We start from the raw sequence: 26558 nt of genomic DNA, 5'->3' as shown, positions 1-26558 counted from the left end.
CCTCCGTCGGGGTGCGGTGCTCGTCTGTTGTAGACGACGACGCCCCGGTTATGCAACTAGTTGCATAACACCGCCCCTGCCCAGGAGGCGCTCAGTTCACATCCACATCGTCGAACAGTTCGAGCATTCCGGCGAGCACTCGCTGACAGGTCCGTACGTCGGCCTCGGTCAGGTCGCCGCGGACCTGGGCGAGCAGGGCGTACTCGCGGGCGGTGACGGCGTCGATGGCCGCCCGGCCGTCGTCCGTCAGCCGGATCAGGGAGGACCGCTTGTGGGCCGGGTTGGGGATGCTCTCGACCAGCCCGCGCGCCGCCGCGTCATTGACCATCCGCTGGACGAACTGCCTGCTGAGCGCCTGCGCCCGGCCCATCTGCGGAACGGTCAGCGGCCCGCTCCCCCGCAGCAGATCGAGGACGGCCCGCACGCCGACGGAGATCCCCTCGATCGACTCGGCCTGCTCGACCTTGCGCAGCACCCGCCGGTACAGCGGGCCCACCAGGGCGAAGACCTCCATGAGATGAGGGGCGAGACCCTCGGGGGTGTGTGGTGCGTTCTCGTCGGTCATGGCGGCAATTATGACACCCGGGTTGTCAAGTGCGGGACACTTTGACACCTTGGTTGTCATGATGCGCACCCCGCAGACTCCGCAGACCTCACAGACCCGGACGTTCGAGACCGAAGACGGCTGTCTCGCCTACCGCGACGAGGGCGCCGGCCCCCTGCTGGCGCTGCTGCACGGCGGCTTCGTCGACCACCGGATGTGGGACGACCAGATTCCCGTGTTCGCGCGGACCCACCGGGTGATCGCCCTGGACGCCCGGGGGCACGGAGCCTCCTCGAACGCGACCCGGCCGTTCCGCCACACCGACGACCTCGCCGCGCTGCTGCGCCACCTCGGCGCCGGGCCCGCGATCCTGGTCGGCCTGTCCATGGGCGGGGCGATCGCCGTCGACACCGCGCTGGAACACCCCGCCCTCGTGCGCGCCCTGGTCGTCAGCGGCGCCGGGACCAGCGAGCCCGACTTCCAGGACCCCTGGACCACGCGCAGCGAGTCCGCGTACTGGCAGGCGCTCGGCGCCGGTGACATCGACGGCTTCCTGGACGCGTTCTCACTGTTCACCTACGGCCCGCACCGCACCGCCGAGGACGTGGGCCCCGAAGTCGACCGCCGGGTACGGGAGATGGCGCGGAGCACGATCAGCAAGCACACCCCGGACGAACCGGACTGGTCCGTCCCCGTCACCGACACCTGGGCCCGCGCCGCGACGATCGACCTGCCGCTGCTGGCCGTCAACGGCGGCGTCGACGCGCCCGACCTCATCGGTATGGCGGAACGCCTCGCCCACACCGTCCCGGGCGGCCGGACCGCGACGATCGAAGGCGCCGCACACTACCCCAACATGGAGCGGCCCGACGCCTTCAACACGATCGTCCAGGAGTTCCTGCACTTACTGGACTCCTGACCAGGGCGGCTAACGCGCGGTGCCGATCAGGACGTTGGCGTACAGCTCCTCCGACACCGCAAGCCGGACGTCCAGGCCGCCCCGGCCGAACGCCTCGATCGCCAGCGGGACTTGGCGTTCACTGGTTTCGACCAGCAGTGCGCCGCCGGGTGACAGCCACCGCGCCGCCTCGGCGGTGACGCGGCGCAGGACGTCCAGTCCGTCCGCGCCGCCGTCGAGGGCGACCAGGGGTTCATGGTCGCGGGCCTCGGAGGGCAGCAACGCGACCTCTCCCGTGGGGACATAGGGCACGTTGGCGGCCAACAGATCGACCCGGCCGCGCAGTTGGTCCGGAAGCGCGGCGAACAGATCGCCCTCGTGGACGCGCCCGCCGTACGCCGCCACATTGCCGCGGGCACAGCGCACCGCGGCCGGATGGATGTCGGCGGCGTGCAGTTCGGGCGCGTCGAGCGCCGCGGCGAGGGCGGCGCCCACCGCACCCGAGCCGCAGCACAGATCCACCACGACGGTGGCGTCCGTCCCGAGAGCGAGGGCCTGGTCGACCAGGAACTCGGTGCGGCGGCGGGGCACGAAGACGCCCGGTTCCACGGTCACCCGCAGACCGTGGAACTCCGCCCAGCCGAGGACCTGTTCCAGAGGAAGCCCGGCGGCCCGCCGGTCGGCCATGGCGGCGGCTTCCTCGGGCGTACGGGCGGTGGAGAGGATCAACCGCGCCTCGTCCTCGGCGAAGACACAACCGGCGGAGCGCAGCAGGGAGATGATGGTGGGATACGACAGCGATGGCATGAAGCCAAGAAGCCTTTCGGTGGACCGAAGGGCGCTCTCGCGATCAACTGCGGCGGAGATCCGCGCTGTTGGGAGAGGAGAGCACCCGAGCCGACACGGCGGAAATGGGTCTCACCTCCTCGATCACGAACCGGCCGGGACGCTCCACAGCCGGGACGATCACCCTAGCAGCAGCGCCACCGCCCCGACGGGCTCTTGCGCACGTCCACCGGCCGGGCGCCCGCATCGCGAGTCGGCGCACACCGGGCCGCACCCGGCAGCCCCGGCAGCCCCGGCAGCCCCCGACGGGAGCACACCCCGCGGGCACGTACCGTTGAACGCGTACGCACTGCTCACGCACGACCGGTCGTCCCCGCAGGACGGCCTGGAGGCACCACCGCCATGAACGTCACCCGAGGCTTCACCGGACGCCCACGGGTCGCGGGTCCTCACCTGCCGCCCGGCCAGTACGACGCGGGTGACGACTGGCCCGTCCTGTCCGCCGAGGTCACGCCCGAGCTGGCGGCGGCCGACTGGACGTTCCGGATCGACGGCCTGGTGGCCGAGCCCCGCACCTGGACCTGGGACGAGGCGCACGCGCTGCCGGGGTCGGTGTACGAGGGCGACATCCACTGCGTGACGAGCTGGTCCAAGTTCGGGGTGCGGTTCGGTGGCGTGTCCCTGGACGCCTTCCTGGACCTCGTACGGCCCGAGGCGACGGCCACGCACGCCGTCGCCTACTCCCACACCGGATACACCGCGAACCTCCCCCTCGCCGACCTCACCGGCGGCCGGGCCTGGATCGCCTTCACGTACGGCGGCGAACCGCTGCCCGCCGAGCACGGCGGTCCCGCGCGGCTGCTCGTGCCGCACCTGTACTTCTGGAAGAGCGCCAAGTGGATCGCGGGCCTGCGGATCCTCGACCACGACGAGCCGGGGTTCTGGGAGCAGAACGGCTATCACGCGCGGGGCAACCCGTGGGAGGAGCAGCGGTACTCCGGTGACTGAGACGACTGTGACCTCCCAGCCCTTCGTCCCGCCCACGCGCTTCGCCGTGCCGGGGCGCATCGCCGTCGGCGAGGGCACGGCGAGCGTGTGGCAGACCGCGACGCTGACCGAGATCCGCCGCGAGACGCCGCGTGCGGCGACGTTCCGGTTCGCGGTGCCGGACTGGGCGGGCCATCTGCCCGGCCAGCATCTGATGCTGCGGCTGACCGCGCGCGACGGTTACGTGGCGCAGCGGCACTACTCGATCGCGTCACCGCCGGACGACGCCGGGCACATCGAGCTGACCTTGGACCATGTCGAGGGCGGCGAGGTCTCCGGCTGGTTCCACACGGTGGCCAGGCCCGGTGACGAGGTGCGGGTCCGTGGGCCGCTGAGCGGCTTCTTCGCCTGGCCCGGCGACCGGCCCGCGCTGCTGCTCGGTGCCGGGTCGGGGGTCGTCCCGCTGATGTCGATGGTGCGCCACCACCGGGCGCGCGGCCTGGACGTGCCGCTGCGGCTGCTGGTGTCGGCGCGCGGGCCGCGGGAGCTGATCTACGCGGACGAGTACGGCGCGGAGACCACGCCGGTCTTCACGCGCGGCGCGCCCGAGGGTGTGCCCGTGGGCCGTATGTCGGCGGCCCATGTGGCGCCGCTCCTGGCCGACGCCCCTCCTGGTGGGTGGGAGGCCTATGTGTGCGGCTCCAACGGGTTCGCGGAACACGCCTCGCGCCTGCTGGTCGCGGCGGGGCAGCCGGTGGACCGCATCCGGATCGAACGCTTCGGCTGAGCCGCGCACCGTACGGCGTGCCCGCACGGCGTGCCCGTACGGCGTTTCGGGACCGTATGGCCGGGAACCTGCGTCGGGAGGACAATCGGTATGAAAAGCCGTTCGACATGCCGTTGCGATCCGGGAGCCTCCCGAACGCGGTGATGTGCCGGAACGGCCCGCCGAGAGGCGAGGGGTTCGGACGCGCCGCAGGCGCTGCCACGCGGTGCCCCACCGAGCGGCCGCCGTCCGACCCGGGGGTGGTCGCACGGGCATGGAGTCGACGCCGGAACGCTCGCGTCGGGCACGGTACGCCGGGAAGGCGGACCGGGCTCGCCACGGGCGGGACGCGGCGGCTAGGAGGTCGTCGAGATGCGAACCCGGGTGCGCGGCTGGCGTTGGCGGCGCAATCCGCTGCGCCGCAGGTCGGATGTCATAGAGGCGTGGACGGCACTGATCCTCGCGCTTCTGCTCTGCGTCGGCGCCCCGCTCGCGGGCGTGGTCGCGGGCCTGTGGGCGTACGGCACGGTGCACGCGACCCAGGTGACCCAGCGTGCCCAGCGCCATGAGGTACCGGCGGTCCTGGTCGAGGACGCCCCGGCCGCCGCGCCCTCGACCCAGAACGGCAACCAGCCCCTGTACCGCGTGAAGGTGCACTGGACCGACCCCGGGAAGGGCACCCACACCGCCTACGCCCAGGTCCCGGCGGGCTCCCGGCAGGGCGAGCGGACCGAGGTGTGGCTGGACGCGCGCGGCCACGGCGTGGCGCCGCCGGTGAGCGACGCCGCGGTGTGGCAGCACTCCGTGTCGGCCGGCGTCTGGGCGGCGGGCGGCGTCGCGGGAACCGTGCTGCTGTCCCGCGCCGTGATCCGCCGGGTCGCCGAGCGGCACCGCATGGCCGAGTGGGAGGCCGAGTGGGCCCGTACGGGTCCGGAGTGGCGGCGGCACACCGCGTGACGGCGGCGGGTCCGGTGCGGCACACCGCGTAACGGAGTCCGGGCCGTCGAGGCGGCACGGGCCCACCCGCTGACCGACGCCTACGCCTCTACCGGCCCGCTTCCGGGACAACGTCCGAACTGGCGAGGGGCGTTACTCCGCGTCTTCCCCAACTCCCCGCCTTCAACTGCACGTTGACGTTCGACTGCGCTCACCCTTCACACTTGCGCCTCGAGTGGTACAGTGCCGTCAGCACCTGTGTACGCCCCTTCTCGGGCGCCGGTGCTTGTTCCTCCCCAGCCCGCCGACCCGTCGTCTCCGGTCGGCAGCGGCTTCCGGTATCACCTCGCGAGCAGTGCTTCTCTCTGCCGCACCCGAGGTGACCTTCCCCCGCCGTGTCAGGGCGTGCTCACACACCGCCTTCACGGCCGCCCCCCTCTCCCCCCTTCCTCCTGCCTTCCGTCCGTGAAAGGGCTTCCATGACCACCACACTCGAACAGCCTCTCGTACAGCAGGCGCCCGTACCCCGCCCCCGGACCGTCACCGGTGTCCTCGACATCGACCACGGTGGCAAGGGACATCTGCGCGCCCGGGACTGCCTGCCCTCGCCCGCGGACCTCCCGGTCCCCGCGGCCCTGATCCGCCGTCTCGGCCTGCGCAAGGGCGACACGCTCGTCGGCGTACGCGGGGAGCAGCGCGCCCTCGCCGAGGTCGAGCGGATCAACGGCCGTACCCCTGACGAGCAGCGCGGCCGTCCGCACTTCCGCGATCTGACCCCGCTGCACCCCCGCGAGCGCCTGCGGCTCGAACACCCCGCGAGCGGTCTCGCCGGGCGGGTCGTCGACCTGATGGCGCCCGTCGGCAAGGGCCAGCGCGGGCTGATCGTCGCCCCGCCGAAGACCGGCAAGACCGTTCTGCTCCAGCAGTTCGCCGCCGCCGTCGCCGGCAACCACTCCGAGTGCCACCTGATGGTGCTGCTCCTCGACGAGCGTCCGGAAGAAGTCACCGACATGCGCCGCTCGGTGCGCGGGGAGGTGTACGCCTCCACGTTCGACCAGACCCCCAGGCAGCACATCGCGCTCGCCGACCTCGTCGTGGAGCGGGCCAAGCGGCTGGTCGAGCAGGGGCAGGACGTCGTCCTGCTGCTCGACTCGCTGACCCGGCTGTGCAGGGCGCACAACAACGCTGCCGCAGCCGGCGGCCGTACGCTCAGCGGCGGGGTCGACGCGGCGGCCCTGCACGGCCCCAAGCGGCTCTTCGGTGCCGCCCGGTCGGCCGAGGAGGGCGGCTCGCTCACCATCCTGGCCACCGCCCTGGTCGAGACCGGCTCCCGCGCCGACGACTTCTTCTTCGAGGAGCTGAAGGGCACCGGCAACATGGAGCTCCGTCTGGACCGCTCGCTCGCCACCCGCCGGATCCACCCCGCCGTCGACATCGCCCCTTCCGGCACCCGACACGAGGAACTCCTGCTGTCCGCAGGTGAGTTGACGGCGGTACGGGGCCTGCGCCGCGCCCTGCGGTCACGCGAGGGCCGGTCGAGCCTGGAGGTCCTGCTGGAGCGGATGCGGACCACGCCCGACAACGCGTCCTTCCTGCGCCGGATCCAGCCCACGCTGCCGACCGCCTGACCTGCCCGGCCGTAAGGCCCCCGCGTCCCGCATCCGGGTGTACGGTCCCCCCACTCGGCTCAAGTGATCAGGGCTCAGGCGCTCTCCGTTCCTACGGTGTTCGCTATGACCGTCGCATTTCCGTACCGCATTTCTCCGCGCCGCATCGCCGTCTCCTGCTGCGCCCTCTGCGCGGTCGGGGTGCTGGCCCTCGCCCCGCACCCGGCCGCCGCCCGGACGCGCACCGACGCCGCCGGCGCGTCGTCGACGGACTCCTCGCAGCGGCTGCTGTACCGGTCCGGCACCCAGGTCCACTGGCGTCCCGGGCTCCCGGAGGTCCCGGAGGTGACGGCGCTGTCCTGGCTGGTGGCCGACGCGGACACCGGTGAGGTGCTGGCCGGGTACGACGCCCACCGCCCGCTGCCGCCCGCGAGCACCCTGAAGACGCTGTTCGCGCTCACGGTCCTGCCCGCGCTGCCCGGCGGCACCCGGCACACCGTCACCGGACAGGACTTGGCGGGCATCGGCCCCGGCAGCAGCCTCGTCGGCGTCAAGGCGGGCCTCACCTACCAGGTGAGCGATCTGTGGAAGGGCGTCTTCCTGCACTCCGGCAACGACGCCGTCCATGTGCTGGCCTCGCTCAACGGCGGCTGGCGGACAACGGCCCGCCAGATGCAGGCCAAGGCCCGCACGCTGGGCGCCCTGGACACCCGCGTCGTCTCGCCCGACGGCTACGACGCTCCCGGTCAGGTGTCGTCGGCGTACGACCTCGCCGTGTTCGGACGGGCCGGGCTGCGCAACGCCGACTTCGCCCGCTACTGCGCCACGACCGAGTCGAGCTTCCCCGGCGACGGCGCGCCCTACGAGATCGCGAACACCAACCGGCTGCTGACCGGCCGCGACGGCGTGACGGCGTACTCGGGGCTGATCGGCGTCAAGAACGGCTACACCAGCGGCGCGGGCAACACCCTGGTGGCCGCCGCCCGCCGCGGCGGGCGCACCCTCGTGGTGACGGTGATGCACCCCCGTTACGGCGGCTTCGCGGTCTACGAGGAGGCGCGCCGCCTGCTCGACTGGGGGTTCGCCACGTCCGGTCGTATCGCGCCGGTCGGCTCGCTCCTGCCGCCCCGGCAGCCCGTGCCGCGGTCCACTCCCGTCGCGGTGCACGCCGCGAAGCCGGACGACGACTGGCTCGGGGCGGGGGCGCTCGCGGGCGCGGTCGGCGTGGGCACGGGCGCGGCGGTGGTGGCGCTGCGGCGGTGGGGCGGCCGGACGTCGCGCGGCTGACCGCCCGGCCGCGCGGGCGGCGGCCGGACGATCCGCGCCAGGTCAGCCGATCGCGCCGGTCAGCCGATCACGCCGGTCGAGAGCAGGCCGAGGAGCAGGACGCCGACGATGATCCGGTAGATCACGAACGCGTTGAAGGAGTGCCGGGCGACGAACTTCAGCAGCCAGGCGATCGAGGCGTACGCGACGACGAAGGAGACGACCGTACCGACCACGAGCGGGGTGGCGCCCACGCCCGCGCCGAGGGCGTCCTTCAGCTCGTACAGGCCCGCTCCGGTGAGGGCCGGGATGCCGAGGAAGAACGAGAGGCGGGTGGCGGCGACCCGGTCGAGGTCGAGGACGAGCGCGGTCGACATCGTGGCGCCCGAGCGGGAGAACCCGGGGAAGAGCAGAGCGAGGATCTGCGAACTGCCCACCAGCATCGCGTCCTTGAACGAGGTGTCGTCCTCGCCGCGCTTGTGCCGGCCCATCTGGTCGGCCGCCCACATCGCGCCGGACCCGACGATCAGTGAGCCCGCGACGACCCAGAGCGAGCCGAGCGGGCCGTCGATGAACGGCTTGGCGGCCAGGCCCACGACCACGATCGGGAGGGTGGCGAAGATGACCCACCAGGCGAACTTGTAGTCGTGGTGCTGCCGTACCTCGCGGTCGGTGAAGCCGCGGAACCAGGCGGAGACGATCCGCACGATGTCCTTGAAGAAGTACAGCAGGACGGCCGCGATGGCGCCGACCTGGATGACGGCCGAGAAGCCGACGACGGACTTGTCGTCGACGGGGATCCCCATGAGCCCCTCGGTCAGCTTGAGATGGCCGGTCGAGGACACGGGGAGGAATTCGGTCACCCCCTCGACGACGCCGAGGATGACGGCCTGACCGACGTTGATGGCGCTCATGCGTTCCGTTTCCGAGGAGTTGCCGGCGGAGTTTCCGAGGAGTTGCCGGCGGTGTCTTCGGCCCCGGCAGTGAAGACGTTTCTACTACGCGCGGATGACGTTCCAGGGTCAGCGCCACAGCGCCTGGGCGAACGCCGCGCCAACGAAGGCCGCGCCGAGCCCCGCCGCCACGCTCGCGACGGCGTTCACGACGGCGTAGAACCCCGCCCCGGTCTGGGTCAGCCGCAACGTCTCGTAGGAGAACGTCGAGTACGTGGTCAGGCCCCCGCACAGGCCCGTTCCGATCAGGAGTTGCAGGTGCGGCGAGGCGTGTCCGGCCGCGATCGCGCCGGTCAGCGCGCCGAGGACCACGGAGCCCATGACGTTGACGACGAGGGTGCCCCAGGGGAAGACGGTGTCGTGGCGGAGCTGCACCGCCCGGTCGGTGAGATAGCGCAGCGGCGCACCGACCATGGCACCGCCGATGACCAGCAGCCAGTTCACAACGAGTTCTCACCTTCTCCGTCCGCGGGCGTGTCCTGGCGCCCCGCGTACCGGATGACCTCGCACTCGTCCAGGGTGACCAGACCCTCGGCGACGAGTTCGTCGAGCTGGGGCAGGAAGGCGCGGACGCGTTCCTCGGTGTCGACGATGACGACGGCCACCGGCAGGTCCTCGCTCAGCGACAGCAGCCGCGAGGTGTGGATGAGCGAGGAGGCGCCGAAGCCCTCGACGCCGCGGAAGACGCTCGCTCCGGCGAGGCCCGCGCCGTGCGCGCGGTGCACGATCTCCGCGTAGAGGGGCTTGTGGTGCCATCGGTCGTTCTCACCGATGAGGACGGTCAGCCGCAGGGCCCTGCCGGTCAGTCGTGTCATCGCCGCCTCCGCCGTGTCGTTCATCGCTGCCGCCATGCCAGCACACGGCGGGCGCCCGCCACCGCGAGCCACACGGACGCGAGCGCGCCGAGGGGCGTCGCGAACAGATAGGCGAGCGCGGTGCGCGGGTGGCCCGCGCCGACGAGTTCCTGGACGCCGACGGCGTACGTCGAGAAGGTGGTGAAGCCGCCGAGCACACCGGTGCCGAAGAAGGGCCGTACCAGCCGGTGGGCCGCCCAGACGTCGGTGATCACGACCATGAAGACGCCGATGACGGCGCAGCCGACCAGGTTGACCGCGAAGACGGTCCAGGGGAAGCCGTCGGTCGGCGTCGGCCACAGCAGCGAGGCGCCGTACCGGGCGCCGGCGCCGATGCCGCCGCCGAGGGCGACCACCGCCACCACGGGCCCCTGGCCGCGCCAGGGCGAGGGCTGCCGGGCGGACTCGGCCCCGGCGGCCCCGGCCGCGTCGGCGCTCTGGGGTTGCGGAACTCTCATGGGCATACGTCTCCTACTCGCCGGGCCCCGGGAAGGGGCCTGCTCGCTCGCAAGTAGGGACCGTTGGCGGCGCAGTGCCGCGGTTCGGATACGGCGGGCCCCACCGCCGCGCCGCGAGAGAGGTTCGCGGCCGGGAAACAGGGTAACCGCGAGCGCGGACGTCGCGCACACCGGTCGGCCCGTACCGCTGGGACTCCTGGGGTGCCCAGCTCGTTCGGCGCCCAGCTTGCTGCAGACGCATTAGTTGCACGTAAATGCAATGCGCCGTCTCTGTTACCGTGCCCCCATGGCAGCGGATTTGGCCGGTTCCCGGCTGGCGGAACAGTGGCGGGAGATCCTGTGCGTCCACGCGCGCACGCTCTGCGAGATCGACCGCGTGCTCCATCCGTACGGCCTCGGCGCCAGTGACTTCGAGGTGCTCGACCTCCTCGCCGCCGAGATGTCCGCCCCCGGCGACCACTGCCGTGTGCAGAACATCGCCGGACGCGTGCATCTCAGCCAGAGCGCCCTGTCCCGGCTGATCGGCCGCCTGGAGAAGGAGGGCCTGGTGCGACGGTCCGTGTGCGAGGAGGACCGGCGCGGCGTGTGGGTCGCGCTGACCGAGAAGGGCCGCGCGCTGCACGCCGAGGTGCTGCCGCTCCAGCGCGAGGCACTGGCCCGCACGCTGAAGAGGTAGGGGCGCGGGGTGCGCGCTGAAGGGGTAGGGGCGCGGGGCGCACACGAAGGGGCAGGCCCGCGGGGCGCGCCCCGCCGCCTCACCCGTGCGGCCGGGCCAGCAGGGTGCGGACGCCGTCGGAGTTGAGCGTCAGTCCGTGCGGTGAGGCCGCGTCGATGGTGAGCGTCAGCTCGCCGGTGGGCCACTGCGAGGCCAGCGCGCCGAGCGGCACGAGCCGGTAGCGCGAGACGAACGGCAGCAGATCGGCCATCTCCGTCTCCGAGGTGAACACGGGCACCGTCTGCTCGCCGTCCGGCTGCTGGAGGACGGGCAGGGCCACGGTGTTGGGGTTGGCCGCCTCGGCCTCGGTGGCGTCGTCCGGTACCGGGACGAGCACATCACTCCCGGCCAGCGTGTCCAGCGCCTGTGTGTCCTCGGAGTGCACCACGAGGGTGTCCAGCGCTTCCTGTGCCGCGGTCGGATGCTGGTTCTTGTCAGGTATGTCCATGGCAGATCCCCAGATAGTGACGGTCGGGCGCGCCGGAACCATCCCCTCCGGACGCACTCCGGCACGGGTACCCGCCGGGAGCGGGGGCATGCCTGAGGCCGCTGCCCGGAATCACCAGAGCGGGCAGGCCCGGCTGTCGGTCACGGAGCGACCGCCTTGCCCGCCTTGGCCCAGTTGGCGTGCAGCTTGTCGAGATACGACTGCGCCTGGCTGCCGGGGGTCGCGCCGCGGGCGAAGGCGAGCATGTTGCCCGCGCCCGTGTTGTAGCCGAGGGCGAGCAGCTCGTCCCGGCTGTAGGCGGCCGGCCACTGGGCGGGGAGCTGGGCCGACAGGTCGTGCAGATACCAGGCCTCGGCCTCGATCGCCAGATCGCGGTCGTCGGGCAGTTCCTCCCAGCTCCGGTTCGCGAAGTCGCGGCCCTGCTTGACCTCGTCGAAGGCGGCGCGGTGCATGTTCGCGATCCCGAAGGCGGAGTCCGACTTGTACCGCTGCCAGGCTCGCTCCAGGTCCGGATCGTGCGGCTTGTAGGACTCGTTGTAGAGGATCGCCATGAGCAGTTGGGCGCTGACGCCGGTCTGCCGGGCTCGGGTACGGACCTGGGAGGCGTGGTCGGCGGGGTCGTACGCGGAGGGGGTCGCCGAGGCGGAGGGTCCGGTCGGCGAGGCCGACGGGGAGGCGGGGGCGCCCGGCGCGGGCGGGGTGTCGGCCTGTGGGGAGTTGGCGGCGCGGACGATGACGTAGAGGGCCAGTGCGAAGACCACCACGCCGAGCCACCGCCACGACCGCCCTGCCCGAGGTTCGCCCATCTCCCACCCTTCCCTCGCCCGACAGCAGGCACCCTACGACCCGTGCCGGACATCGGACACCGGGCCGTCGAACTCCCGGCCGCGGGCACGGTCCCGACGCGGCACGCCGCTGCCGCGTCGGCCGTCCGTCCCGCGAAGTCAACCCGGATGCGTGATGGTTCACCGCCCCGGGCGCTCCTAGCGTACTGATCACCATCGCGATGATCACCGACTGGACGATCGACTGACTACGGGAGCGCGCATGATGCTGGCGACCGAGATCCACCGGCGGCAGTGGGAGGCCGTGGAGAACCACGACTGGGAGGGGATGAGAGCGCTGTACCACCCGGAGTACGTCTACACCGACAACACCGGGCGCCAGTTCTCGGAGACCGACACCCCGGTCGCCATGATGCGCCGTGTGCACACCGCGTTCCCGGATCTGCGGTTCTCCTACCGGGCCTTCCACTCCGGCGAGTCCGACGCCGTCTCCTTCGTGGAGGTGGTGTGCCGCGGCACCCACCTCGGCCCGCTCGGGGACATCCAGCCGACCGGCGAGACGGTCATGTCGCACGCCTGCCATGTCATCGAGGTCCGCGACCGGCTCATCTACCGCGAGCGGGAGTACTTCGACTCGCTCTCGGTCCTGCGTCAGATCGGCGCGGTGCCGGACCACGGACACGTGACGCGCCACGATCACGCTTAGTAGTTTCACGGTTGCCCGTTGTGGTCCACTGTGTCGGTCGTCGGGCAACGGGCCCGAGATGTCCAAGGAGACTTCATGCGCAAACTCGCTGTGGGCAGGCGGATCGCCGCCGCCCTCGCCACCGCGTCCCTCGCCGGTGCCCTCGGCCTGACCGGCTCGGTGCAGGCCCACGCGGCAAGTCCCGACCCCCTGAACTTCACCGTCGACTTCTCGAAGACCTCGTTCCCGCAGGTTCCGACGCTGGGCGCGGGCTTCGCCGGGAACGGCCCGGTGATCGACTCCGACGGCAACCAGATCGGCACGGCCTACGACACCTGCGCCGTGGACGGCGTCGAGAACGCCACGACGGCGGACGTCATCTGCACGGTGTACGTCAAGTTCGCCAACGGCAGCGAGCTGGACCTGAGCACCCAGGCCCCGATCGACGTGAACCCGCGCGACTACCCGTACACGTTCCAGGGCGTGGTGCAGGGCGGCACCGGGATGTACGACGGCGCGCAGGGCCAGGCGACGATCATCGCCCACCGGCCCCGTGTCTACGAGGTCGTCGTCAACTTCAAGTAAGGGCCCGAGCAGGCAAGGGGAGCCGCCGAGACATTCGGCGGCTCCCTCTTCTCGAACAACTGGGCACGACAGCAGGGAGCGTTCATGGCCGCTGAGCTCAACCCGGCCGCCACCGCCGCGACTTCGGGCCGCCCCGGCGGACACCCATGGGCGCGGCTGCCCGCCTGGGTCCGGCTGGCCGCCTATGTCCGGCTGGCCAAGCTCGGCATGGTCGACTACTACCTCAGCCTGTTCGTCGTCGGGTCGCTCCTTCTCTTGCGGGAACGGCCGGGCGAGGGCCTGTCGACAGGGGTGACGCTGCTCGCGTTCCTCCTCGGCGAGGTGTGCCTGGTCGGCGCGGCGGTCGCGTTCGACGACGTCGCCGGTTACCGGGACGGAAGCGACGCCGTCAACTACGGGGCGGACGCGCCGGTCCGCAGACTCGCCCGCAAGCCCCTGCTGGCCGGCACGCTGACCGAGGCGGACGCGCTGCGCTTCGCCTGGGGAGCGCTCGTCGGCGGCGGTCTGTGCTGGGCGGTCGCGCTGGTGGTCGCGCCCCACCGGCCGCTGTGGGCGGTGCTCGGTGTGGTGAGCGCCGGGCTCGTGGTCCCGCAGTACTCGTGGGGCCTGCGGCTGGGCCACCGGGGTGTGCAGGAGGTGTTCCTCGCGGCCGTCGGCTGGGCCTTCGTGCTGCCGCTCCACGGCCTGCTCACCGGGAAGGCCACCGGTCCGGCCGTCGTGGAGGCGTTCCTCTTCGGTCTGGGGCCGCTTCTGTTCGGCGTGTACTCGAACACGAACGACATCTCCGGTGACCGGGCCGTGGGCCGGCCCACCGTCGCGTGTCTGCTGTCGCCGCGCGGCAACACCGCGTTCATCGGCGCGCTCTCCGTACTGGAGACCGCGGTGGTCGTCGCGGCGGCGCTCCTGGGGGTCGTGCCGTGGTGGTTCCCACTGGTCCTGCTGCCGGTGACGGCGGCCCGCGTCGGGCAGTTCACGATCGGCATGGTGCGCGGCGATGTCCTGCGGGGCCGGTTGATCGGTATCCACGCCCACCGGCTCCTGGTCGCCGCGCTGGTGACGGCGAATCTGCTGAGCGCCCGCACCGCCTGATCCAGAAGCCCGATCCCCCCCGGAAGCCCGATCCCCCCGGAAGCCCGACCCGCAAGCCTGATCCAGAAGCCTGATCCAGAAGGCAGCGACACGATGCCCCCTCTCGACCCCGGCCCGTTCTTCGACGTTCTCGCCGAGCGCGGCACCCCGACCCTCGTCCGGCTGGGCCGGGCCCTGGACATCGCGCCGAACGGCCCGACGACGTACGGGATCGAAGGCCTTGCCGAACTCGTCGCGCGGGCCGCGGGCTGGCTCGACGCGCTGGGCGTGGAGCGTGGCGACCGGGTCGCCGTGGTCAAACCGAACCACTGGGACCACGTCCTGCTCGCCTGCGCCGCCGCCCGCATCGGCGCCGTGCCCGCGCTGCTCTCCGACCGCCTCCCGGCCGAGACGCTCCAACTGCTGCTCAAGCGGCTGGACGCCCCCGCGCTGGTCACCACCGCGGACACCCTGGCGAGCGCCGATGCCGCGGGCACGGATCTGAGCGCGTTCACGCGTCGCACCCTGACGCTCGACGGCCCCGCACGTGGCGCCGTCCCGCTGGAGGACGTACGCGGACACCGCCCGCCACCGCCCCGACGCCGCCCGGACGGCGCGCCGTTGGCCGTCATGCACACCTCGGGCACCACCGGGCTCCCCAAGCTGGTCGCCCACACGAGTGAGACCCTGATCCACCGGATCGCCGCAGCCGAGGCACGGCGCCTGCCCCTCGTGTCGCCCCGGGGTGACGACACCGTCGTCCAGGCCACCTCGTACGCCCACGGCCGGGCTCTCACCTGGACGGTCAGTGTGCTCTGGCTCGCCCCGCGCGAGGCGGTGATCCTGGACAGCTACGACCCCCGGCGCGCCGAACCGGTCCTGCGCGCCCATCCGCCGACCGTCGTGGAGGCGGCGCCCGCGGCCTTCGTACGCTGGCAGTCGCTCGCCGCGTCACCGGACCACCCGTTCCGCGACGTACGGCTCTACGTCAACACCTTCGACGCCGTTCACCCGCCGACCGTACGGGCGTTCCTCGGCGCCACCCGCCGCCGTCTGCCGCTGTGGGTGCAGGTCTGGGGGCAGTCCGAGACCGGGCCGCTCACCTTCCGCTGCCTCACCCGGCGCTCGGTGCGCGCCGTGGGGCGACGCCACCCCACGACCCGCGACCTGGGCCGCCCGGTTCCCGGCAAGACACGTCTGCGCGTGGTGGATCCGCAGACGCTGCGGCCGGTGGGGCGTGGTCGGCCCGGTCTGGTGCTGGCCCGTACGAGGACGCTGTGCGCCGGGTACATCGGCGAGACGGAGCGGCTGCGGGCCAAGGTCACCGACGGCTGGTTCGCCACCGGGGATCTCGGGATCCGCACCCGGTCCGGGCGGCTGCTCCTGCTCGACCGCGAGGTGGACACGGTCCGGGACGGCAGTTGTGTGGAGATCGAGGACGTGATCCACGACCGGCTGCCGGAGGTGGTCGAGGCGGTGGTGCTCGGTCGCGCGAGCGGACGGCCGCTGCCGGTCCTGGTGACCCGCGACGGCACGCTGGACCGGGCCGCGTGGCGCCGGGCCATGGCCGATCTCCCGCCGCTCGCCGAGCCGGTGCTGGTGCCGGACGGTCGGCTTCCGCTCACCGCGACCGGCAAGGTCCGCAGACAGGAGCTGCGGGACCGGCTGCTCGACGGGGCGGAACCGTACGGCACCGGGCACTGGACCTGATCCCGGCCGCGTCCACGCCCTGGCACATCCGTATCGACACCTTCACGAGCACGCGACACCTTCACGAGGGGCGAACCACCCATGACCGAGACCGACGTCGACATCGCCGTGGTGGGAGCCGGGATCTCCGGCCTGGCCACCGCCTTCCATCTGGCCCGAGCCGGCCGATCCGTGCGGGTGTTCGAGGCACTCGACAAGGTGGGCGGGCGGATGGTCACCCGCCGCCACGACGGCTATGTGCTGGACGAGGGCGCGGAGCACCTGGCGGTCCGGGGCTACGAGGACACCTGGCGGCTGGTGCGGGCGGTCGGCCTGGGCGACGACGCCGTGATGCCGGTCGGCGGCCGGATCGCGCTCTGGCGCGACGGCCGCGCCCACACCAACCTCGGTCATCCGGCCGGACTGCTGACCGGGGCCGGGATGTCATGGCGCGGGCGGCTGGACTGGCTGCGGTTCACCGGCGCGCTCATGCGGCACCGCGACCGCTTCGACCAGGACCGTCCCGAGGCCACTCCCCTCGGCCACGCGACCGTCGCGGAATTCGCCCGGCACTACCATCGCGACCTGTACGACTGTCTGTTGCAGCCGATGGCCGGTGGCTTCTTCGGCTGGCGACCGGAGCGTTCGGCGATCGGCCCGATGGCCGCGCTGCTGCTCGCCGTGGGAGGTGCGGCGGCCCGCTGGTGCGCCTACCGGGACGGTATGGACGCGCTGGCCAGGGCGCTGGCGGACCGGTCGGACGTCGTCACCGGCACCGCGGCCGTCGCGGTCAAGCCGGGACCGCGTACGGTACGCATCGACCTGACCGGCGGCGCGTCGGTGACCGCGCGATGCGCCGTCCTGGCGGTGCCCGCACCCGTGGCGCTCACGCTCCACGCCGATCCGCCGGACGACGAGCGTCCCTACCTCGCGGCGAGCACCTACAGTCCGATGCTGAAGGTGCTGTGTCTGCTGGACCGCCCGCTGCCGAGCCCGACCCGGCACCCGTCGTACGCCCTGGCCGTCCCGGCCGCGGCCGACCCGCTGCTCGCCGGGGCCATCCTCGACCATCTCAAGGCACCCGACCGGGTCCCGCCCGGCCGGGGACTGGTCAGCCTGTTCGTCTCGCCGTACGCGTCACCGGACCTGATGGCGCGATCCGACGACGAGATCGCGTCCGTGCTCCGCGCACGCGCCGAGCGGTATCTGCCGGGTCTGACCGGGGCGACGCGTACGGAGTTCGTGGTGCGGTGGCCGAACGGGCTGCCCGAGGCGACTCCGGCCGCGCTGCGCCTGCGGTCGGAGTTCATGGAGCGGCCCCGGCGCCGTGTGGACTACGCCGGTGACTGGGTGATGCTGCGGCCCAACAGCGAGGCGGCTGTCCGCTCGGCCCGGATCGCGGCGCGGCGCGTGCTCGCCGTTGACATGTGAGCCATCGATGTGGGGCCACCGGTCGTGGCGTGGCGTCAGTCCGTCGCCGGCCACACCTCGGGCCCGCCGCCGTGCCACTCGATCAGCGGCGACATGGCCACGTCCAGCTCGTCCAGCCCCTCGAGGCCCGCGCGTTCCAGGAACACCGACAGATCGTGCAGGTTGTACGCCATGCCCAGCGACTCACCATCCACCTGGACACGCCGACCGCCGCCCTCTCCGGGCCGGTCCACGATCACACGACGCTCAGCCATGGCTCCAGCCTCCCGCCCGGAACGCCTCACCGCACGCAGGAGAGGGCTGTCAGTGGAGCTGTCAGTGGAGACGCGTACGGAACGGCGAGCGGAGGACACCTCGGGCTGCTGCCCAGGGCGCTCCGCTCGCCGCTCCGTATCAGCCGGTCACCGTCGGCCGGTCAACCAGTCAACCGGTCAACCGGTCACCGTCAGCCGGTCACGTCGGCCGGTCACCTCACGATGTGGTGACAGAACCGCCCCTCGACCCGCTCCGGGAGTTGTGCGAAGCCGGAGAACGGGCGGAAGACCTCGCAGCGCACGGCTCCTCGGGGGCTCTCGATGCGGAAGTGCCCGAAGATGGGCCCCTCGTGCGGCGCCCCGTGGTGGGCCTCGCAGAACCGGCCTACCGCGAAGGGGAGTTCATGGGTCTCCAGCAGCACACACCGGTAGGTGGGCTCGTGCTCGTGTGCCGGGTCGGCAGTCGCGGTCGCCGATGCCGCGCCGACCAGCGCCAGCGCCGCCGCCGTGGCCGCGGCCCATCGGCCTGCCGCCGTCCAGCCTCTGCGTGTCGTCATCCAGTCCTCCAGATGTGGGTTGCCGAGGTGCCTGGACTCATCCGCCTGCCTGGGGGTGCCGGGCAGGCGGACGAGTGCGGTACGAGTGCACCAAGGCTCCTCGCGACAGGCCATGGTCACCCCGGGGCCGTCACTCGCCGGGAACGGCCAAACCACTCCGGTCGGTGAAGCGGCAGCTTCGCTGCGGGCCGCGCTCCCCGGCGCGTGCTCTGGAGTACTGGGCGGTGGTACCGGCCGAATCAGCGCCGGACGTCGGCCGCGCCACCAGGGTCGAGCCGTCTCAATCGCGGTCGGCCTGCCACAGATCGGGGCCGAAGACCTCGTACCGGATGTCACGCGGGGCCACCCCGCGGTCGATCAGCCGGCTCCGTACGTCCCGCATGAACGGCAGTGGACCGCACAGGTAGTACAGGGCGTCCTCGGCCAGGTCGACGGCCGTGAGGTCCAGCAAGCCCTCGAACACGCCGTCCACGGGTTCCTGACTGTGCGCACCCCGCTCGTACCACAGGTACATACGCGCGTTCTTCAGCGCCAGGATGTCGTTGACGACCTGGCGGCGCAGCGGGAAGGACGCTTCGTCCAGGTCGGCGTGGAGCAGCGTGACCGGCAGCCCTGACTCGGCCGCCGCCAGGTGCGAGAGCATGCCCGCCATGGGAGCGACGCCGATACCCGCGCTCACGAGCACCACCGGGCGCCCCGAGTCGTCCAGCACCACGTCGCCGTACGGCACCGACAGGGACAGGACATCGCCCACGCCCACCGTGTCGTGCAGCACCGCCGACATCTCGCCGTCCGGATCGCCGTCCTCGCCGCGCACCCGCTTGACCGTGAACTGGCAGTGCTCCCCGTCGTCGGCCCGGGTCAGGCTGTACTGGCGCGGCTGGAGAGTCCCGTCGGGCATGCGTATCCGTACGGTGACGTACTGGCCCGGCAGTGACGCCTTCACCAAGCAGTCGTCGATCCGCCTGACCAGGAAGGTGACCGCCTCCTCGGCCTCCTTGGTCTTCCGCACCACGCGCCAGTCCCGCCACACCGTGTCCGCCCGGACCCCGCGCGCGCTGTACAGGCCGCGTTCCTGGTTGATGAGGGTGTCGGCCATGAGCCAGTAGACCTCGTCCCAGGCCGCCGCGACGTCCGGGGTGACCGCGTCGCCCAGGACGTCGACGATCGCCCACATCAGATGGTCGTGGACGATCTGGTACTGGTCCGGGCGGATGCCGAGCGACGCGTGCTTGTGCGCGATACGCCGGAGCAGATGCTCGGGCAGCCGCTCCGGTGTCTCCACCAACGCGCTCGCGAAGGCGGCCACCGAGCCTGCCAGCGCCTGCTGTTGGTGGCCTTGCGTCTGGTTGCCGCGGTTGAACACGCCGTCGAGGAGCTCTGGTTGCTCGGCGAACATGTGCTGGTAGAAGCGCTGGGCGATCTCACCGATGTGGTCGGCGACGACCGGAAGGGTCGCGATGACGACGGGACGGGACTTCTGCGAGAGCACGGTGCTACCTCCAGAGGCCGTAGGTGTCCCCCACTGTCCCTTGATATGCGGTCCGCGTCACGAGGGGTGTCCGCCACCTCCGTCTACCGCCGTCTCCGTAGCCGATCGAGCGGGAGGCGCGCAGAGAGCCAGCAAATACCCCCACAACGTGCGTAGTTCTGCCGAACCGGAGGTAATACCGCGCTCTGTCCGCGACATTGGACGGGGACATCGTTCGGGAGGTACAGCGTGGACAAGCACGAGCGCACGTGGCTGATCGCCGAAGTCCAGGCCGAGCGGGAGCGGTTGCTGCCGCTGCGCGGTGAGGCGACGCGGACCACGATCGAGATGGTGAGGAAGAGCGCGGAGCAGGTCTCGCAGCCCGACCTGGTGCCCTATCTGAACCTGGCCTATCTGCTGGGGGTCAAACGCGCTCGTGGCGATGACGAACTGCTGGCCTTCGCCCTGTCGTTGGCGAACTGGGCCGTCGCGGCGATCTCCGATCTCGCGAAGTACACCGACCGCACCGTGGAGCAGGTCGTCGACCTGTACGAGACCGCGCTCATGGCAGCGGCGGCGGAGGCGGAGGCGGAGGAAGACCCTGCCTGACCCGACGACCCGACCCGACCCGGCCCATGTCCTGTGTCATGCCATGGACGGCGGACACAGGACACCACACCTCCGTGACCTCTACTCCTTGAGACCCACCGCCCCGACCGCGTTCCCCTGTTCCCGAGTGACCTCCGCGGCGCCGGGGTCCGGGCGCCAGTCGGCGGACCTGACCAGGCCCGGCTCGACCAGACGCAGCCCCCGCATGAAGCTCCCGATGTGCTCGGGCGAGCGCAGGTGGTACGTGTTGACCGACTCCGCGTTGTACGCCTCGACGGCCACCTTGAGCTGGTCATTGGTGGCCGTGCCATCGCTCAACGCCACGTAGCTGCCGCGCGGCAGAGCGTCGACCAGCTCGGCCACGATGCGCTCCGGCTGCTCCGCGTCCGAGACCTGACCCATGATGTTGAGCAACATGAGCCCGATGGGCTGGTCGAAGTCGAGCGTATGAGCCGCCTGGGCGAGGATCTTCTGCGGATCACGCACATCGGCGTCGAGGTAGGCGCACTCCCCCTCGGGCGCGCTGCGCAGCAAGGCATCGGCATGGGCCAGCACGATGGGGTCGTTGTCGACGTAGACGATCTTGCTCTCGGGCGCGATGGACTGGGCGACCTCGTGGGTGTTGTTGGTCGTGGGCAGCCCGGTACCGATGTCGAGGAACTGCCGGATCCCCGCCTCCCGCGTCAGGAACCGCACCGACCGCACCAGGAAGCCCCGTTGCAGGCGGGCGATGGCCGCGAACTCGGGGAAGTTCCGGAGGATCAGCTCACCGGCCTGACTGTCCACCGGGTAGTGGTTCTTCCCCCCGAGCAGGTAGTCCCACACACGCGCCGAGTGGGGTCGGTCGGTCTGCAGCCTGCTGTCCTGGTCGCCTCGGTCACTCATGATCGAAGGATGGCACAGAACGGCTGCGGGAGCGCTCAACTTCCGTACACTCGTTCGCTGTTGTCGGTCCGAAGGTGTCGATGTCACGACCGCTCGTACGGAGGTCGCCCGACCGGGTGCGACCGACCCTGGTGCCGCGTCAGGACTCCAGATACCTCAGGACCGCCAGGATGCGCCGGCTGTAACCGGTGGTGTGCAACAGTTCCAGCTTGTCGAAGATCGCGTTGAGGTTCTTCTCCACCGAACTCAAGGAGATGTGCAGCTTCTGCGCGATCGCCGTGTTGGTGTGCCCCTGCGCCAGGGCCTCGAGGACACTGCGTTCGCGGGGTGTGAGGCGGCCCAGCGGATCCCCGTGGGTCGAACGGATCACCAACTGCCGTACGACTTCGGGGTCGATGACAGCACCGCCTGCCTTGACGCGTTCCAACGCGCCGAGGAACTCCTCGACTTGGGCGACCCGATCCTTGAGGACGTATCCCACGCGTTCCGCGTTCGCGGCCAACAACTGCGCCGCGTAGTTGCATTCGATGTGCTGAGACAGCACCAGTACGCCGACCGCCGGCCATCGCTCGCGGATCTCCAGCGCCGCGCGCAGCCCCTCGTCCGTGTGCGTCGGCGGCATCCGGATGTCCAGGACGACGACGTCGGGTCGCCCGAGGACCATCTCCGCCAGCAGGGCATCGGCGTCACCGAACGCGCCCAGGACCTCGTGTCCCTCCTCGACGAGGAGCCGCACCAGCCCCTCGCGCAGCAGGGTCGAGTCCTCGGCGATCATCAGGCGCATGGCAGTTCCGCGGTGACAGTGGTGGGTCCCCCGTCGGGGCTGTCGACGTGCAGCGCGCCGTCGAGCGCGGCCACCCGGCTGCGCAATCCGCTCAGCCCGCTGCCCGAAGGATCGGCGCCGCCCCGGCCGTTGTCCTGGACGCGCACAGCGAGCATGCCGCCGCGAAGCACCACCCGTACGAAGACAGCCGTGGCGCGGGAGTGCTTGACCGCGTTGGTCACCGACTCCGACACCATGAAGTACGCGGCGACCTTGACCGGTTGGGGCAGTTCCGCATCGGCTTCGAACTCCGTACGGACGGGGATGCCGCTCCGCTCGGACACGCCGGCCAGCGCTTCCTTCAGTCCCAGACTGTCCAGTGCCGAGGGATAGATGCGCCAGGTCACCTCGCGTAGTTCCGCGAGCATGTCCTGGGCCTCCTGGTGTGCTTGGCGCAGCAAGGCGTCCGCTTGCTCGGGACTGCGTCCCCTGCGTACCCGGCCGAGCAGCATGCCCAGTGCCACCAGGCGCTGCTGGATCCCGTCGTGGAGGTCCCGCTCGATCCGTCTGCGTTCGGTGTCGATCGCCTGCACGACCGCTGCCCGGCTGGTGGCCAGTTCATGGATGCGTCGCCGCAGCAGTTCGCGTTCCGAAGGGCCGAAACACTCGCGGGCGACGCGTGCGTCCAGGGCGGTGAGTGAGTGGAGCCCCTGAACTCAGGGCGCTGGTGCGGGTGGAGGGCCACAGCAAGAAGGGGCCGAGGGCCGCGCCGACGACGAGGAAGTAGAGGAGGTCGAACACGGCCGTGACACAGCCGAGGAGCGTACCGGCGCAGCGACGTGGCCAGGAGGCGGGCCGTGGTGCTGCGGCATCGCCCTCGACGGAGTCGGCCTGGCCTCTTGAGTCCGGCGGGCAGTGAGCCATGGCGCCCGCCGAATCCCCCTGCACGGGGGATGAGCCTAGTGCGGTCGCACGGTCGGGACAAGATCGCTCAGGGCGCGCACCGGGCAGCACTTCGGTGCGGGGGCCGTGGCGGGTCATGAACTACGGCGATGCCGGGCCTGGTTACGACCGCGCAGCCGTACGGCCACGTATGCCGCGAGGGCGGCGACCACCAGAACCAGTACGGCCTTGGAGAGGACACCGACGTACGTCCCCACCGTCTCCCACTGGTCGCCCAGCCAGTAACCGGCCGTCACCAGCACCGCGTTCCAGACCAGGCTGCCGAGCGTGGTCAGCATCACGAACACGGGCAGCGGCATACGCTCCACTCCGGCGGGGACGGAGATGAGGCTGCGGAAGATCGGCACCATACGGCCGAGGAAGACCGCCTTGGTGCCGTGCTTCGCGAACCACCGCTCGGTGCGCGCCAGGTCGGAAGCCTTCACCAGCGGCAGCTTCGCCCAGACCGCGTGCATGCGTTCACGGCCGAAGAGCAGGCCGATCCAGTAGAGGACCACGGCTCCCGCGACCGAGCCGAGCGTGGTCCAGAACAGCGCCGAGGCCAGGCTGAGAACTCCCTGCCCGGCGGCGAACCCGGTCAGCGGCAGGATCACCTCGCTCGGCAGCGGCGGGAAGAGGTTCTCCAGAGCGATGGCCAGGCCGGCTCCGGGACCACCCAGGGTGTCGACGAGACCGGCTGCCCAGCCCGCGATACCGCCCGCGGGCTCGTGAGGCAGGGCCGAGGACATGACGTGCATGTGAGTCTCCAAGCTGGCAAGGCGATCGACCGGGCAGGTGCCCGAGTGCCTTCCACGCTAGAAATCACAGGTCAACGGCGGTATGAGGATTGCCGTCCAGTCCCATGCGGTCTTCCGCACCCCCACCCTGCGGAAAACCGCATCCCGAACGGACATGTGTCTGCCGGGCGGTGGCTGCCAGTACTGTGCTCAAGGTGACCGTGGGAAGCGAAGAGAGTCGGCTCGTGGTGATCCGGGGGAACTCGGCGTCGGGCAAGTCCTCCGTGGCGGCGGGGATCCGGGGCCGGTTCGGCCGGGGGCTTGCCCTGGTCGGGCAGGACAACCTCCGGCGCGTGGTGCTGCGCGAGCGGGATCGGCCCGGCGCGTCCAATATCGGCCTGATCTCCACGGTCGCGCGCTACGCGCTCGATGCCGGATACCACGTGGTCGTGGAGGGGATCCTGTACGCGGACCGGTACGGGGACATGTTGGAGGCTCTCGTCCGCGATCACCGTGGCGTCTCTCGTTGCTACTACCTCGACGTGTCGCTCGCGGAGACCTTGGTGCGGCATTCGACCAAGCCCGATCCGGAGTTGCCGGCGCAGGTCACCGAGCGCGAGTTGCGTGACTGGTATCGCGCCCGAGACCTGCTGCCCAGCGGTGTCGAGGACGTCATCGGTGCCAACAGCTCTCTTGAGGACACGATCGACTACATCATGCGCGGCACGGGACTCGACGGGTTGTCTCCGCGGGACCTCTGAGAACTGCCGAGGGCGGTGGGGTAGTCGGGCAGGACCACCGTGCTGCTGATCTTCTCGCCCAGTTTGAGCATTCCGTTCAGGAACAGCGGGCGGGACAGCAGGGTGTTGCGGATGCGGATGCCGGTCGCGGTGCCGGGGGCGAGGAACTTCCCGGTGCGGTCGCCGCCTGTCTGGCAGCGCGTCGCGAACTTGCGGAGCCTGTCCTCGTACCGGGTGAAGGCCGTTCGGTGGTCGTCCCGCGCTCGCGCGAGTTCGCCGGCCAGCACATACGCGGCGACCACCGCGGTCCCTGTGCCCATGCCGCCGATGGTGGCCCCACAGGCGGCATCACCGACGAGGCACACCCGCCCCTTGGACCAACTGTCCACGTCCGCCCGGCTGATCGAGTCGAAGTACAGGTCGGGGGCTTCGTGCAAGGTGGCGAGCAGGCGGGGCACTTCCCAACCGAGGCCCGAGAACACGTCGTCGATCAGTTGCTTCTGCTGTGCGAGGTCATGGCGGTCGTACGACAGTTCCGGCGCGGCGAACACGAAGAACGCCCCTGCCCGCGCCGGGTCCCGGGGGTCGGCGCCGAAGGAGGCGAGCCGTCCTGGCACGTTGTAGCCGACCGAGCCCTTGTCCACTCCCGGGCCGTCGCCCGGTAGTTGCCAGGTGGCGGCGTAGTAGCCGAGGTGGGTCACATAGTCCTCCTCCGGGCCGAAGGCGAGGCGGCGGACGGTGGAGTGCAAGCCGTCCGCACCGATGACCAGGCCGAACTCCCGTGAGACGCCGCTGCGGAATTCGACCCGCACCCCGGAGGACGTCTCGGTGAGGCACTCGATCGAGTCGCCGAAGAGGTACTCGGTGTGGGCGAGGCTGTGCTCGTACAGCACGCGGGACAGGTCCCCGCGGAGCACCTCCACCTCGCCGCCCGCGAACTCGGCGGGCAGCCGCAGCAGCGTGCGGCCGTCTTCGTCGACGAAGCGCATCGGGCTGCCGCCGGTCTGGAGACGGCGCAACTCAGGCAGCAGTCCCATGCGTTCCAGCACCGTCAGATGCGTCTCACCGCGGAAGTCGACGGCCTGACCGCCCTCGCGGAAGGCCGGCGCCAATTCCACGACGGTGGGCCGGAAGCCGTGGCGCCCCAGCCAGTAGGCCAGCGCGGGACCGGCGATGCTCGCGCCGGAGATGAGGACGTTCTTGTTCATGGATTCCCTCCACACCAGAACTGTGTCCCATAGATACAGTTGCTTACTGTGTACCGTGGACACGGTCGGTTCGGCAAGGTCAAGGGCAAGGCCAAGACAGAAGGCGTGGTGGGCATGAGTGGTGAACAGGCCGAGGTCGTACGGCTGCTGTGGGGTCCGCACGCCAAGCCCACGCGGGGCCCGAAGCCGACGCTCGACCTGGACCGCATCGCGCGAGCCGGGATCGAGATCGCCGACGCGGACGGGCTGGCCGAAGCATCCATGCAGCGCGTCGCAGCGCATCTGGGCGTGACCAAGATGGCGTTGTACCGATACGTGCCGGGCAAGGCCGAGTTGGTCGCCCTGATGGTGGATGCCGCGATCGGCCCGCACCCGGAGCGGAAGGCGCGACGCGATGGCTGGCGTGACCAACTGGAGGAATGGGCCCGTCAGTTGTTCACCGTCTTCCGTCAGCACCCTTGGGCGCTGGAAGCCACGGTCGGGCCACGCGTCCTAGGGCCCGGTGAGCTGTCCTGGATGGAGCGTGCGGTCTCGGCCCTGGACGGTACGGGGCTGGACGGCGCCGAGCGGATGGACGCGGCCGTTCTGCTGGTGGGGCATGTCCGCGGGATCACGCAACAGGCCCGTGCGGCAGGGCCGACGGGCGATCCCGAGGCCCAACTGGGTTCCGTTCTCGGTGATCTGATGCGGGAACACGGCAAGCGATTCCCCGCGCTCACCGCGGCCCTCGCGTCAGCCGCCCGGTCCAACGGCCACGACCAGGCTTGGGAGTTCGGCCTGCGGCGCATCCTGGACGGCTTGGCCGTACTCATCGATCAGCGGGCCCGCTGACGCATCAGTGCCCCGGCGGGCACTGTATGCCCGCCGGGGCACTGCCGACGACCGGGCTGTGGGCGAAGGGACGCCTGAGGTACCCGCATCGCCCACATCC

At 71.2% G+C, this 26558-nt stretch carries 31 protein-coding genes; 15 read left to right on the top strand and 16 right to left on the bottom strand.

What is annotated here, in order from left to right:
- Positions 1 to 91: 91 nt before the first annotated feature.
- Positions 92 to 565, bottom strand: coding sequence for a MarR family winged helix-turn-helix transcriptional regulator (locus NGF19_RS06535; RefSeq protein ID WP_252422872.1), 474 nt, complete (start codon positions 563 to 565; stop codon positions 92 to 94).
- A gap of 58 nt (positions 566 to 623) precedes the next feature.
- On the opposite strand from NGF19_RS06535, the gene NGF19_RS06530 reads away from it, so the two are divergent.
- The gene (locus tag NGF19_RS06530; protein ID WP_252422870.1) at positions 624 to 1463 is read left to right on the top strand and encodes an alpha/beta fold hydrolase; all 840 of its coding nucleotides are present in this window, start codon (positions 624 to 626) and stop codon (positions 1461 to 1463) included.
- Positions 1464 to 1472: 9 nt separating this feature from the next.
- Here the strand turns inward: NGF19_RS06530 and NGF19_RS06525 are convergent, their stop codons facing one another.
- Positions 1473 to 2249, bottom strand: coding sequence for a putative protein N(5)-glutamine methyltransferase (locus NGF19_RS06525; RefSeq protein ID WP_252422869.1), 777 nt, complete (start codon positions 2247 to 2249; stop codon positions 1473 to 1475).
- Between the two features lie 381 nt (positions 2250 to 2630).
- Here NGF19_RS06525 and NGF19_RS06520 point away from each other — a divergent pair, with 381 nt between their 5' ends.
- The 5 genes from NGF19_RS06520 to NGF19_RS06500 all read left to right on the top strand — a co-directional run bounded on the left by NGF19_RS06520 (position 2631) and on the right by NGF19_RS06500 (position 7811).
- Positions 2631 to 3236 carry a sulfite oxidase-like oxidoreductase gene (locus tag NGF19_RS06520; RefSeq protein WP_252422868.1) on the top strand — a complete coding sequence of 202 codons (606 nt, stop codon included), beginning with the start codon at positions 2631 to 2633 and terminating at the stop codon, positions 3234 to 3236.
- The gene (locus tag NGF19_RS06515) at positions 3229 to 4002 is read left to right on the top strand and encodes a ferredoxin reductase (protein ID WP_252422867.1); all 774 of its coding nucleotides are present in this window, start codon (positions 3229 to 3231) and stop codon (positions 4000 to 4002) included. The genes NGF19_RS06520 and NGF19_RS06515 overlap by 8 nt, the downstream gene beginning before the upstream one ends.
- A 351-nt stretch (positions 4003 to 4353) precedes the next feature.
- Positions 4354 to 4938: an Rv1733c family protein gene (locus tag NGF19_RS06510; protein WP_252422866.1), complete on the top strand. Its 585-nt coding sequence runs from the start codon at positions 4354 to 4356 to the stop codon at positions 4936 to 4938.
- A 458-nt stretch (positions 4939 to 5396) separates the two neighbouring features.
- Positions 5397 to 6545 (top strand): transcription termination factor Rho, encoded by a 1149-nt coding sequence (gene rho, locus NGF19_RS06505; protein ID WP_252422865.1) that lies wholly within the window; start codon positions 5397 to 5399, stop codon positions 6543 to 6545.
- Positions 6546 to 6650: 105 nt separating this feature from the next.
- Positions 6651 to 7811, top strand: a complete 1161-nt coding sequence (locus NGF19_RS06500) for a D-alanyl-D-alanine carboxypeptidase family protein (protein ID WP_252422864.1) — start codon at positions 6651 to 6653, stop codon at positions 7809 to 7811.
- A 59-nt stretch (positions 7812 to 7870) separates the two neighbouring features.
- On the opposite strand, the gene NGF19_RS06495 is transcribed toward NGF19_RS06500, so the two are convergent.
- The 4 genes from NGF19_RS06495 to NGF19_RS06480 form a co-directional block, all read right to left on the bottom strand.
- Entirely contained in the window at positions 7871 to 8704 is an 834-nt protein-coding gene (locus tag NGF19_RS06495) for an undecaprenyl-diphosphate phosphatase (protein ID WP_252422863.1), read from the bottom strand.
- A 108-nt stretch (positions 8705 to 8812) separates the two neighbouring features.
- On the bottom strand, positions 8813 to 9187 hold the full coding sequence (gene crcB / locus NGF19_RS06490) for a fluoride efflux transporter CrcB (RefSeq protein ID WP_252422862.1): 375 nt from the start codon (positions 9185 to 9187) through the stop codon (positions 8813 to 8815).
- On the bottom strand, positions 9184 to 9558 hold the full coding sequence (locus NGF19_RS06485) for a DUF190 domain-containing protein (RefSeq protein ID WP_252423219.1): 375 nt from the start codon (positions 9556 to 9558) through the stop codon (positions 9184 to 9186). The genes crcB and NGF19_RS06485 overlap by 4 nt, the downstream gene beginning before the upstream one ends.
- A 20-nt stretch (positions 9559 to 9578) precedes the next feature.
- A complete protein-coding gene (locus NGF19_RS06480; protein WP_252422861.1) occupies positions 9579 to 10055 on the bottom strand; it encodes a fluoride efflux transporter FluC in 477 nt (158 codons plus the stop codon).
- A 286-nt stretch (positions 10056 to 10341) separates the two neighbouring features.
- On the opposite strand from NGF19_RS06480, the gene NGF19_RS06475 reads away from it, so the two are divergent.
- Positions 10342 to 10731, top strand: a complete 390-nt coding sequence (locus NGF19_RS06475) for a MarR family winged helix-turn-helix transcriptional regulator (protein ID WP_252422860.1) — start codon at positions 10342 to 10344, stop codon at positions 10729 to 10731.
- Positions 10732 to 10810: 79 nt separating this feature from the next.
- On the opposite strand, the gene NGF19_RS06470 is transcribed toward NGF19_RS06475, so the two are convergent.
- Together NGF19_RS06470 and NGF19_RS06465 are read right to left on the bottom strand one after the other, a co-directional pair.
- Positions 10811 to 11218, bottom strand: coding sequence for an SseB family protein (locus NGF19_RS06470; protein ID WP_252422859.1), 408 nt, complete (start codon positions 11216 to 11218; stop codon positions 10811 to 10813).
- A gap of 140 nt (positions 11219 to 11358) precedes the next feature.
- A complete protein-coding gene (locus NGF19_RS06465; RefSeq protein WP_252422858.1) occupies positions 11359 to 12024 on the bottom strand; it encodes a lytic transglycosylase domain-containing protein in 666 nt (221 codons plus the stop codon).
- Positions 12025 to 12265: 241 nt separating this feature from the next.
- On the opposite strand from NGF19_RS06465, the gene NGF19_RS06460 reads away from it, so the two are divergent.
- The 5 genes from NGF19_RS06460 (at position 12266) to NGF19_RS06440 (ending at position 17461) form a co-directional block, all read left to right on the top strand.
- Positions 12266 to 12709 carry an ester cyclase gene (locus NGF19_RS06460; RefSeq protein ID WP_252422857.1) on the top strand — a complete coding sequence of 148 codons (444 nt, stop codon included), beginning with the start codon at positions 12266 to 12268 and terminating at the stop codon, positions 12707 to 12709.
- 75 nt (positions 12710 to 12784) lie between these two features.
- Positions 12785 to 13273, top strand: coding sequence for a hypothetical protein (locus NGF19_RS06455; protein WP_252422856.1), 489 nt, complete (start codon positions 12785 to 12787; stop codon positions 13271 to 13273).
- Positions 13274 to 13357: 84 nt separating this feature from the next.
- Positions 13358 to 14362 carry a UbiA family prenyltransferase gene (locus tag NGF19_RS06450; protein WP_252422855.1) on the top strand — a complete coding sequence of 335 codons (1005 nt, stop codon included), beginning with the start codon at positions 13358 to 13360 and terminating at the stop codon, positions 14360 to 14362.
- 93 nt (positions 14363 to 14455) lie between these two features.
- Positions 14456 to 16051, top strand: a complete 1596-nt coding sequence (locus NGF19_RS06445) for a class I adenylate-forming enzyme family protein (protein WP_252422854.1) — start codon at positions 14456 to 14458, stop codon at positions 16049 to 16051.
- Between the two features lie 81 nt (positions 16052 to 16132).
- Positions 16133 to 17461, top strand: a complete 1329-nt coding sequence (locus tag NGF19_RS06440; protein ID WP_252422853.1) for a protoporphyrinogen/coproporphyrinogen oxidase — start codon at positions 16133 to 16135, stop codon at positions 17459 to 17461.
- 35 nt (positions 17462 to 17496) lie between these two features.
- On the opposite strand, the gene NGF19_RS06435 is transcribed toward NGF19_RS06440, so the two are convergent.
- The 3 genes from NGF19_RS06435 to NGF19_RS06425 all read right to left on the bottom strand — a co-directional run bounded on the left by NGF19_RS06435 (position 17497) and on the right by NGF19_RS06425 (position 19764).
- Complete coding sequence (locus NGF19_RS06435) at positions 17497 to 17715, bottom strand: hypothetical protein (protein WP_252422852.1); 219 nt, start codon at positions 17713 to 17715, stop codon at positions 17497 to 17499.
- Between the two features lie 212 nt (positions 17716 to 17927).
- The gene (locus NGF19_RS06430) at positions 17928 to 18272 is read right to left on the bottom strand and encodes a hypothetical protein (protein WP_252422850.1); all 345 of its coding nucleotides are present in this window, start codon (positions 18270 to 18272) and stop codon (positions 17928 to 17930) included.
- A gap of 280 nt (positions 18273 to 18552) precedes the next feature.
- Positions 18553 to 19764, bottom strand: a complete 1212-nt coding sequence (locus NGF19_RS06425) for a globin domain-containing protein (RefSeq protein WP_252422849.1) — start codon at positions 19762 to 19764, stop codon at positions 18553 to 18555.
- 228 nt (positions 19765 to 19992) lie between these two features.
- Here NGF19_RS06425 and NGF19_RS06420 point away from each other — a divergent pair, with 228 nt between their 5' ends.
- The gene (locus NGF19_RS06420) at positions 19993 to 20352 is read left to right on the top strand and encodes a hypothetical protein (protein ID WP_252422848.1); all 360 of its coding nucleotides are present in this window, start codon (positions 19993 to 19995) and stop codon (positions 20350 to 20352) included.
- Between the two features lie 81 nt (positions 20353 to 20433).
- Here the strand turns inward: NGF19_RS06420 and NGF19_RS06415 are convergent, their stop codons facing one another.
- From NGF19_RS06415 to NGF19_RS06400, 4 genes are all read right to left on the bottom strand, one after another.
- On the bottom strand, positions 20434 to 21237 hold the full coding sequence (locus tag NGF19_RS06415) for an SAM-dependent methyltransferase (protein WP_252422847.1): 804 nt from the start codon (positions 21235 to 21237) through the stop codon (positions 20434 to 20436).
- Positions 21238 to 21376: 139 nt separating this feature from the next.
- Positions 21377 to 22021 carry a response regulator gene (locus tag NGF19_RS06410; protein ID WP_252422845.1) on the bottom strand — a complete coding sequence of 215 codons (645 nt, stop codon included), beginning with the start codon at positions 22019 to 22021 and terminating at the stop codon, positions 21377 to 21379.
- Complete coding sequence (locus tag NGF19_RS30895; protein ID WP_308288455.1) at positions 22012 to 22593, bottom strand: sensor histidine kinase; 582 nt, start codon at positions 22591 to 22593, stop codon at positions 22012 to 22014. Before NGF19_RS30895 ends, NGF19_RS06410 begins: the two co-directional genes overlap by 10 nt.
- Positions 22594 to 23037: 444 nt before the next feature.
- Positions 23038 to 23700, bottom strand: a complete 663-nt coding sequence (locus NGF19_RS06400; protein ID WP_252422843.1) for a DedA family protein — start codon at positions 23698 to 23700, stop codon at positions 23038 to 23040.
- A 185-nt stretch (positions 23701 to 23885) separates the two neighbouring features.
- Between NGF19_RS06400 and NGF19_RS06395 the strand changes: the two genes are divergently transcribed.
- Positions 23886 to 24440: an AAA family ATPase gene (locus NGF19_RS06395; protein WP_252423210.1), complete on the top strand. Its 555-nt coding sequence runs from the start codon at positions 23886 to 23888 to the stop codon at positions 24438 to 24440.
- Here NGF19_RS06395 and NGF19_RS06390 read toward each other — a convergent pair.
- On the bottom strand, positions 24389 to 25627 hold the full coding sequence (locus tag NGF19_RS06390; RefSeq protein WP_252422841.1) for an FAD-dependent monooxygenase: 1239 nt from the start codon (positions 25625 to 25627) through the stop codon (positions 24389 to 24391). The genes NGF19_RS06395 and NGF19_RS06390 overlap by 52 nt on opposite strands.
- A 48-nt stretch (positions 25628 to 25675) precedes the next feature.
- Here NGF19_RS06390 and NGF19_RS06385 point away from each other — a divergent pair, with 48 nt between their 5' ends.
- The gene (locus tag NGF19_RS06385; RefSeq protein WP_308288454.1) at positions 25676 to 26458 is read left to right on the top strand and encodes a TetR/AcrR family transcriptional regulator; all 783 of its coding nucleotides are present in this window, start codon (positions 25676 to 25678) and stop codon (positions 26456 to 26458) included.
- Positions 26459 to 26558 lie beyond the last annotated feature (100 nt).

Source organism: Streptomyces macrolidinus (genome assembly GCF_023887685.1).
Lineage (GTDB): Bacteria > Actinomycetota > Actinomycetes > Streptomycetales > Streptomycetaceae > Streptomyces > Streptomyces macrolidinus.
Note: the sequence above shows the minus strand (reverse complement) of the source record. Positions and strands in the feature narration are given on the sequence as shown.

Excerpts from the sequence above, each read along its gene's own strand:
- NGF19_RS06535 (WP_252422872.1), bottom strand. The coding sequence starts at position 565 with ATGACCGACGAGAACGCACCACACACCCCCGAGGGTCTCGCCCCTCAT.
- NGF19_RS06530 (WP_252422870.1), top strand. The coding sequence starts at position 624 with ATGATGCGCACCCCGCAGACTCCGCAGACCTCACAGACCCGGACGTTC.
- NGF19_RS06525 (WP_252422869.1), bottom strand. The coding sequence starts at position 2,249 with ATGCCATCGCTGTCGTATCCCACCATCATCTCCCTGCTGCGCTCCGCC.
- NGF19_RS06520 (WP_252422868.1), top strand. The coding sequence starts at position 2,631 with ATGAACGTCACCCGAGGCTTCACCGGACGCCCACGGGTCGCGGGTCCT.
- NGF19_RS06510 (WP_252422866.1), top strand. The coding sequence starts at position 4,354 with ATGCGAACCCGGGTGCGCGGCTGGCGTTGGCGGCGCAATCCGCTGCGC.
- rho (WP_252422865.1), top strand. The coding sequence starts at position 5,397 with ATGACCACCACACTCGAACAGCCTCTCGTACAGCAGGCGCCCGTACCC.
- NGF19_RS06500 (WP_252422864.1), top strand. The coding sequence starts at position 6,651 with ATGACCGTCGCATTTCCGTACCGCATTTCTCCGCGCCGCATCGCCGTC.
- NGF19_RS06495 (WP_252422863.1), bottom strand. The coding sequence starts at position 8,704 with ATGAGCGCCATCAACGTCGGTCAGGCCGTCATCCTCGGCGTCGTCGAG.
- NGF19_RS06485 (WP_252423219.1), bottom strand. The coding sequence starts at position 9,558 with ATGACACGACTGACCGGCAGGGCCCTGCGGCTGACCGTCCTCATCGGT.
- NGF19_RS06480 (WP_252422861.1), bottom strand. The coding sequence starts at position 10,055 with ATGAGAGTTCCGCAACCCCAGAGCGCCGACGCGGCCGGGGCCGCCGGG.
- NGF19_RS06475 (WP_252422860.1), top strand. The coding sequence starts at position 10,342 with ATGGCAGCGGATTTGGCCGGTTCCCGGCTGGCGGAACAGTGGCGGGAG.
- NGF19_RS06470 (WP_252422859.1), bottom strand. The coding sequence starts at position 11,218 with ATGGACATACCTGACAAGAACCAGCATCCGACCGCGGCACAGGAAGCG.
- NGF19_RS06465 (WP_252422858.1), bottom strand. The coding sequence starts at position 12,024 with ATGGGCGAACCTCGGGCAGGGCGGTCGTGGCGGTGGCTCGGCGTGGTG.
- NGF19_RS06460 (WP_252422857.1), top strand. The coding sequence starts at position 12,266 with ATGATGCTGGCGACCGAGATCCACCGGCGGCAGTGGGAGGCCGTGGAG.
- NGF19_RS06455 (WP_252422856.1), top strand. The coding sequence starts at position 12,785 with ATGCGCAAACTCGCTGTGGGCAGGCGGATCGCCGCCGCCCTCGCCACC.
- NGF19_RS06450 (WP_252422855.1), top strand. The coding sequence starts at position 13,358 with ATGGCCGCTGAGCTCAACCCGGCCGCCACCGCCGCGACTTCGGGCCGC.
- NGF19_RS06445 (WP_252422854.1), top strand. The coding sequence starts at position 14,456 with ATGCCCCCTCTCGACCCCGGCCCGTTCTTCGACGTTCTCGCCGAGCGC.
- NGF19_RS06440 (WP_252422853.1), top strand. The coding sequence starts at position 16,133 with ATGACCGAGACCGACGTCGACATCGCCGTGGTGGGAGCCGGGATCTCC.
- NGF19_RS06435 (WP_252422852.1), bottom strand. The coding sequence starts at position 17,715 with ATGGCTGAGCGTCGTGTGATCGTGGACCGGCCCGGAGAGGGCGGCGGT.
- NGF19_RS06430 (WP_252422850.1), bottom strand. The coding sequence starts at position 18,272 with ATGACGACACGCAGAGGCTGGACGGCGGCAGGCCGATGGGCCGCGGCC.
- NGF19_RS06415 (WP_252422847.1), bottom strand. The coding sequence starts at position 21,237 with ATGAGTGACCGAGGCGACCAGGACAGCAGGCTGCAGACCGACCGACCC.
- NGF19_RS06410 (WP_252422845.1), bottom strand. The coding sequence starts at position 22,021 with ATGCGCCTGATGATCGCCGAGGACTCGACCCTGCTGCGCGAGGGGCTG.
- NGF19_RS06400 (WP_252422843.1), bottom strand. The coding sequence starts at position 23,700 with ATGCACGTCATGTCCTCGGCCCTGCCTCACGAGCCCGCGGGCGGTATC.
- NGF19_RS06390 (WP_252422841.1), bottom strand. The coding sequence starts at position 25,627 with ATGAACAAGAACGTCCTCATCTCCGGCGCGAGCATCGCCGGTCCCGCG.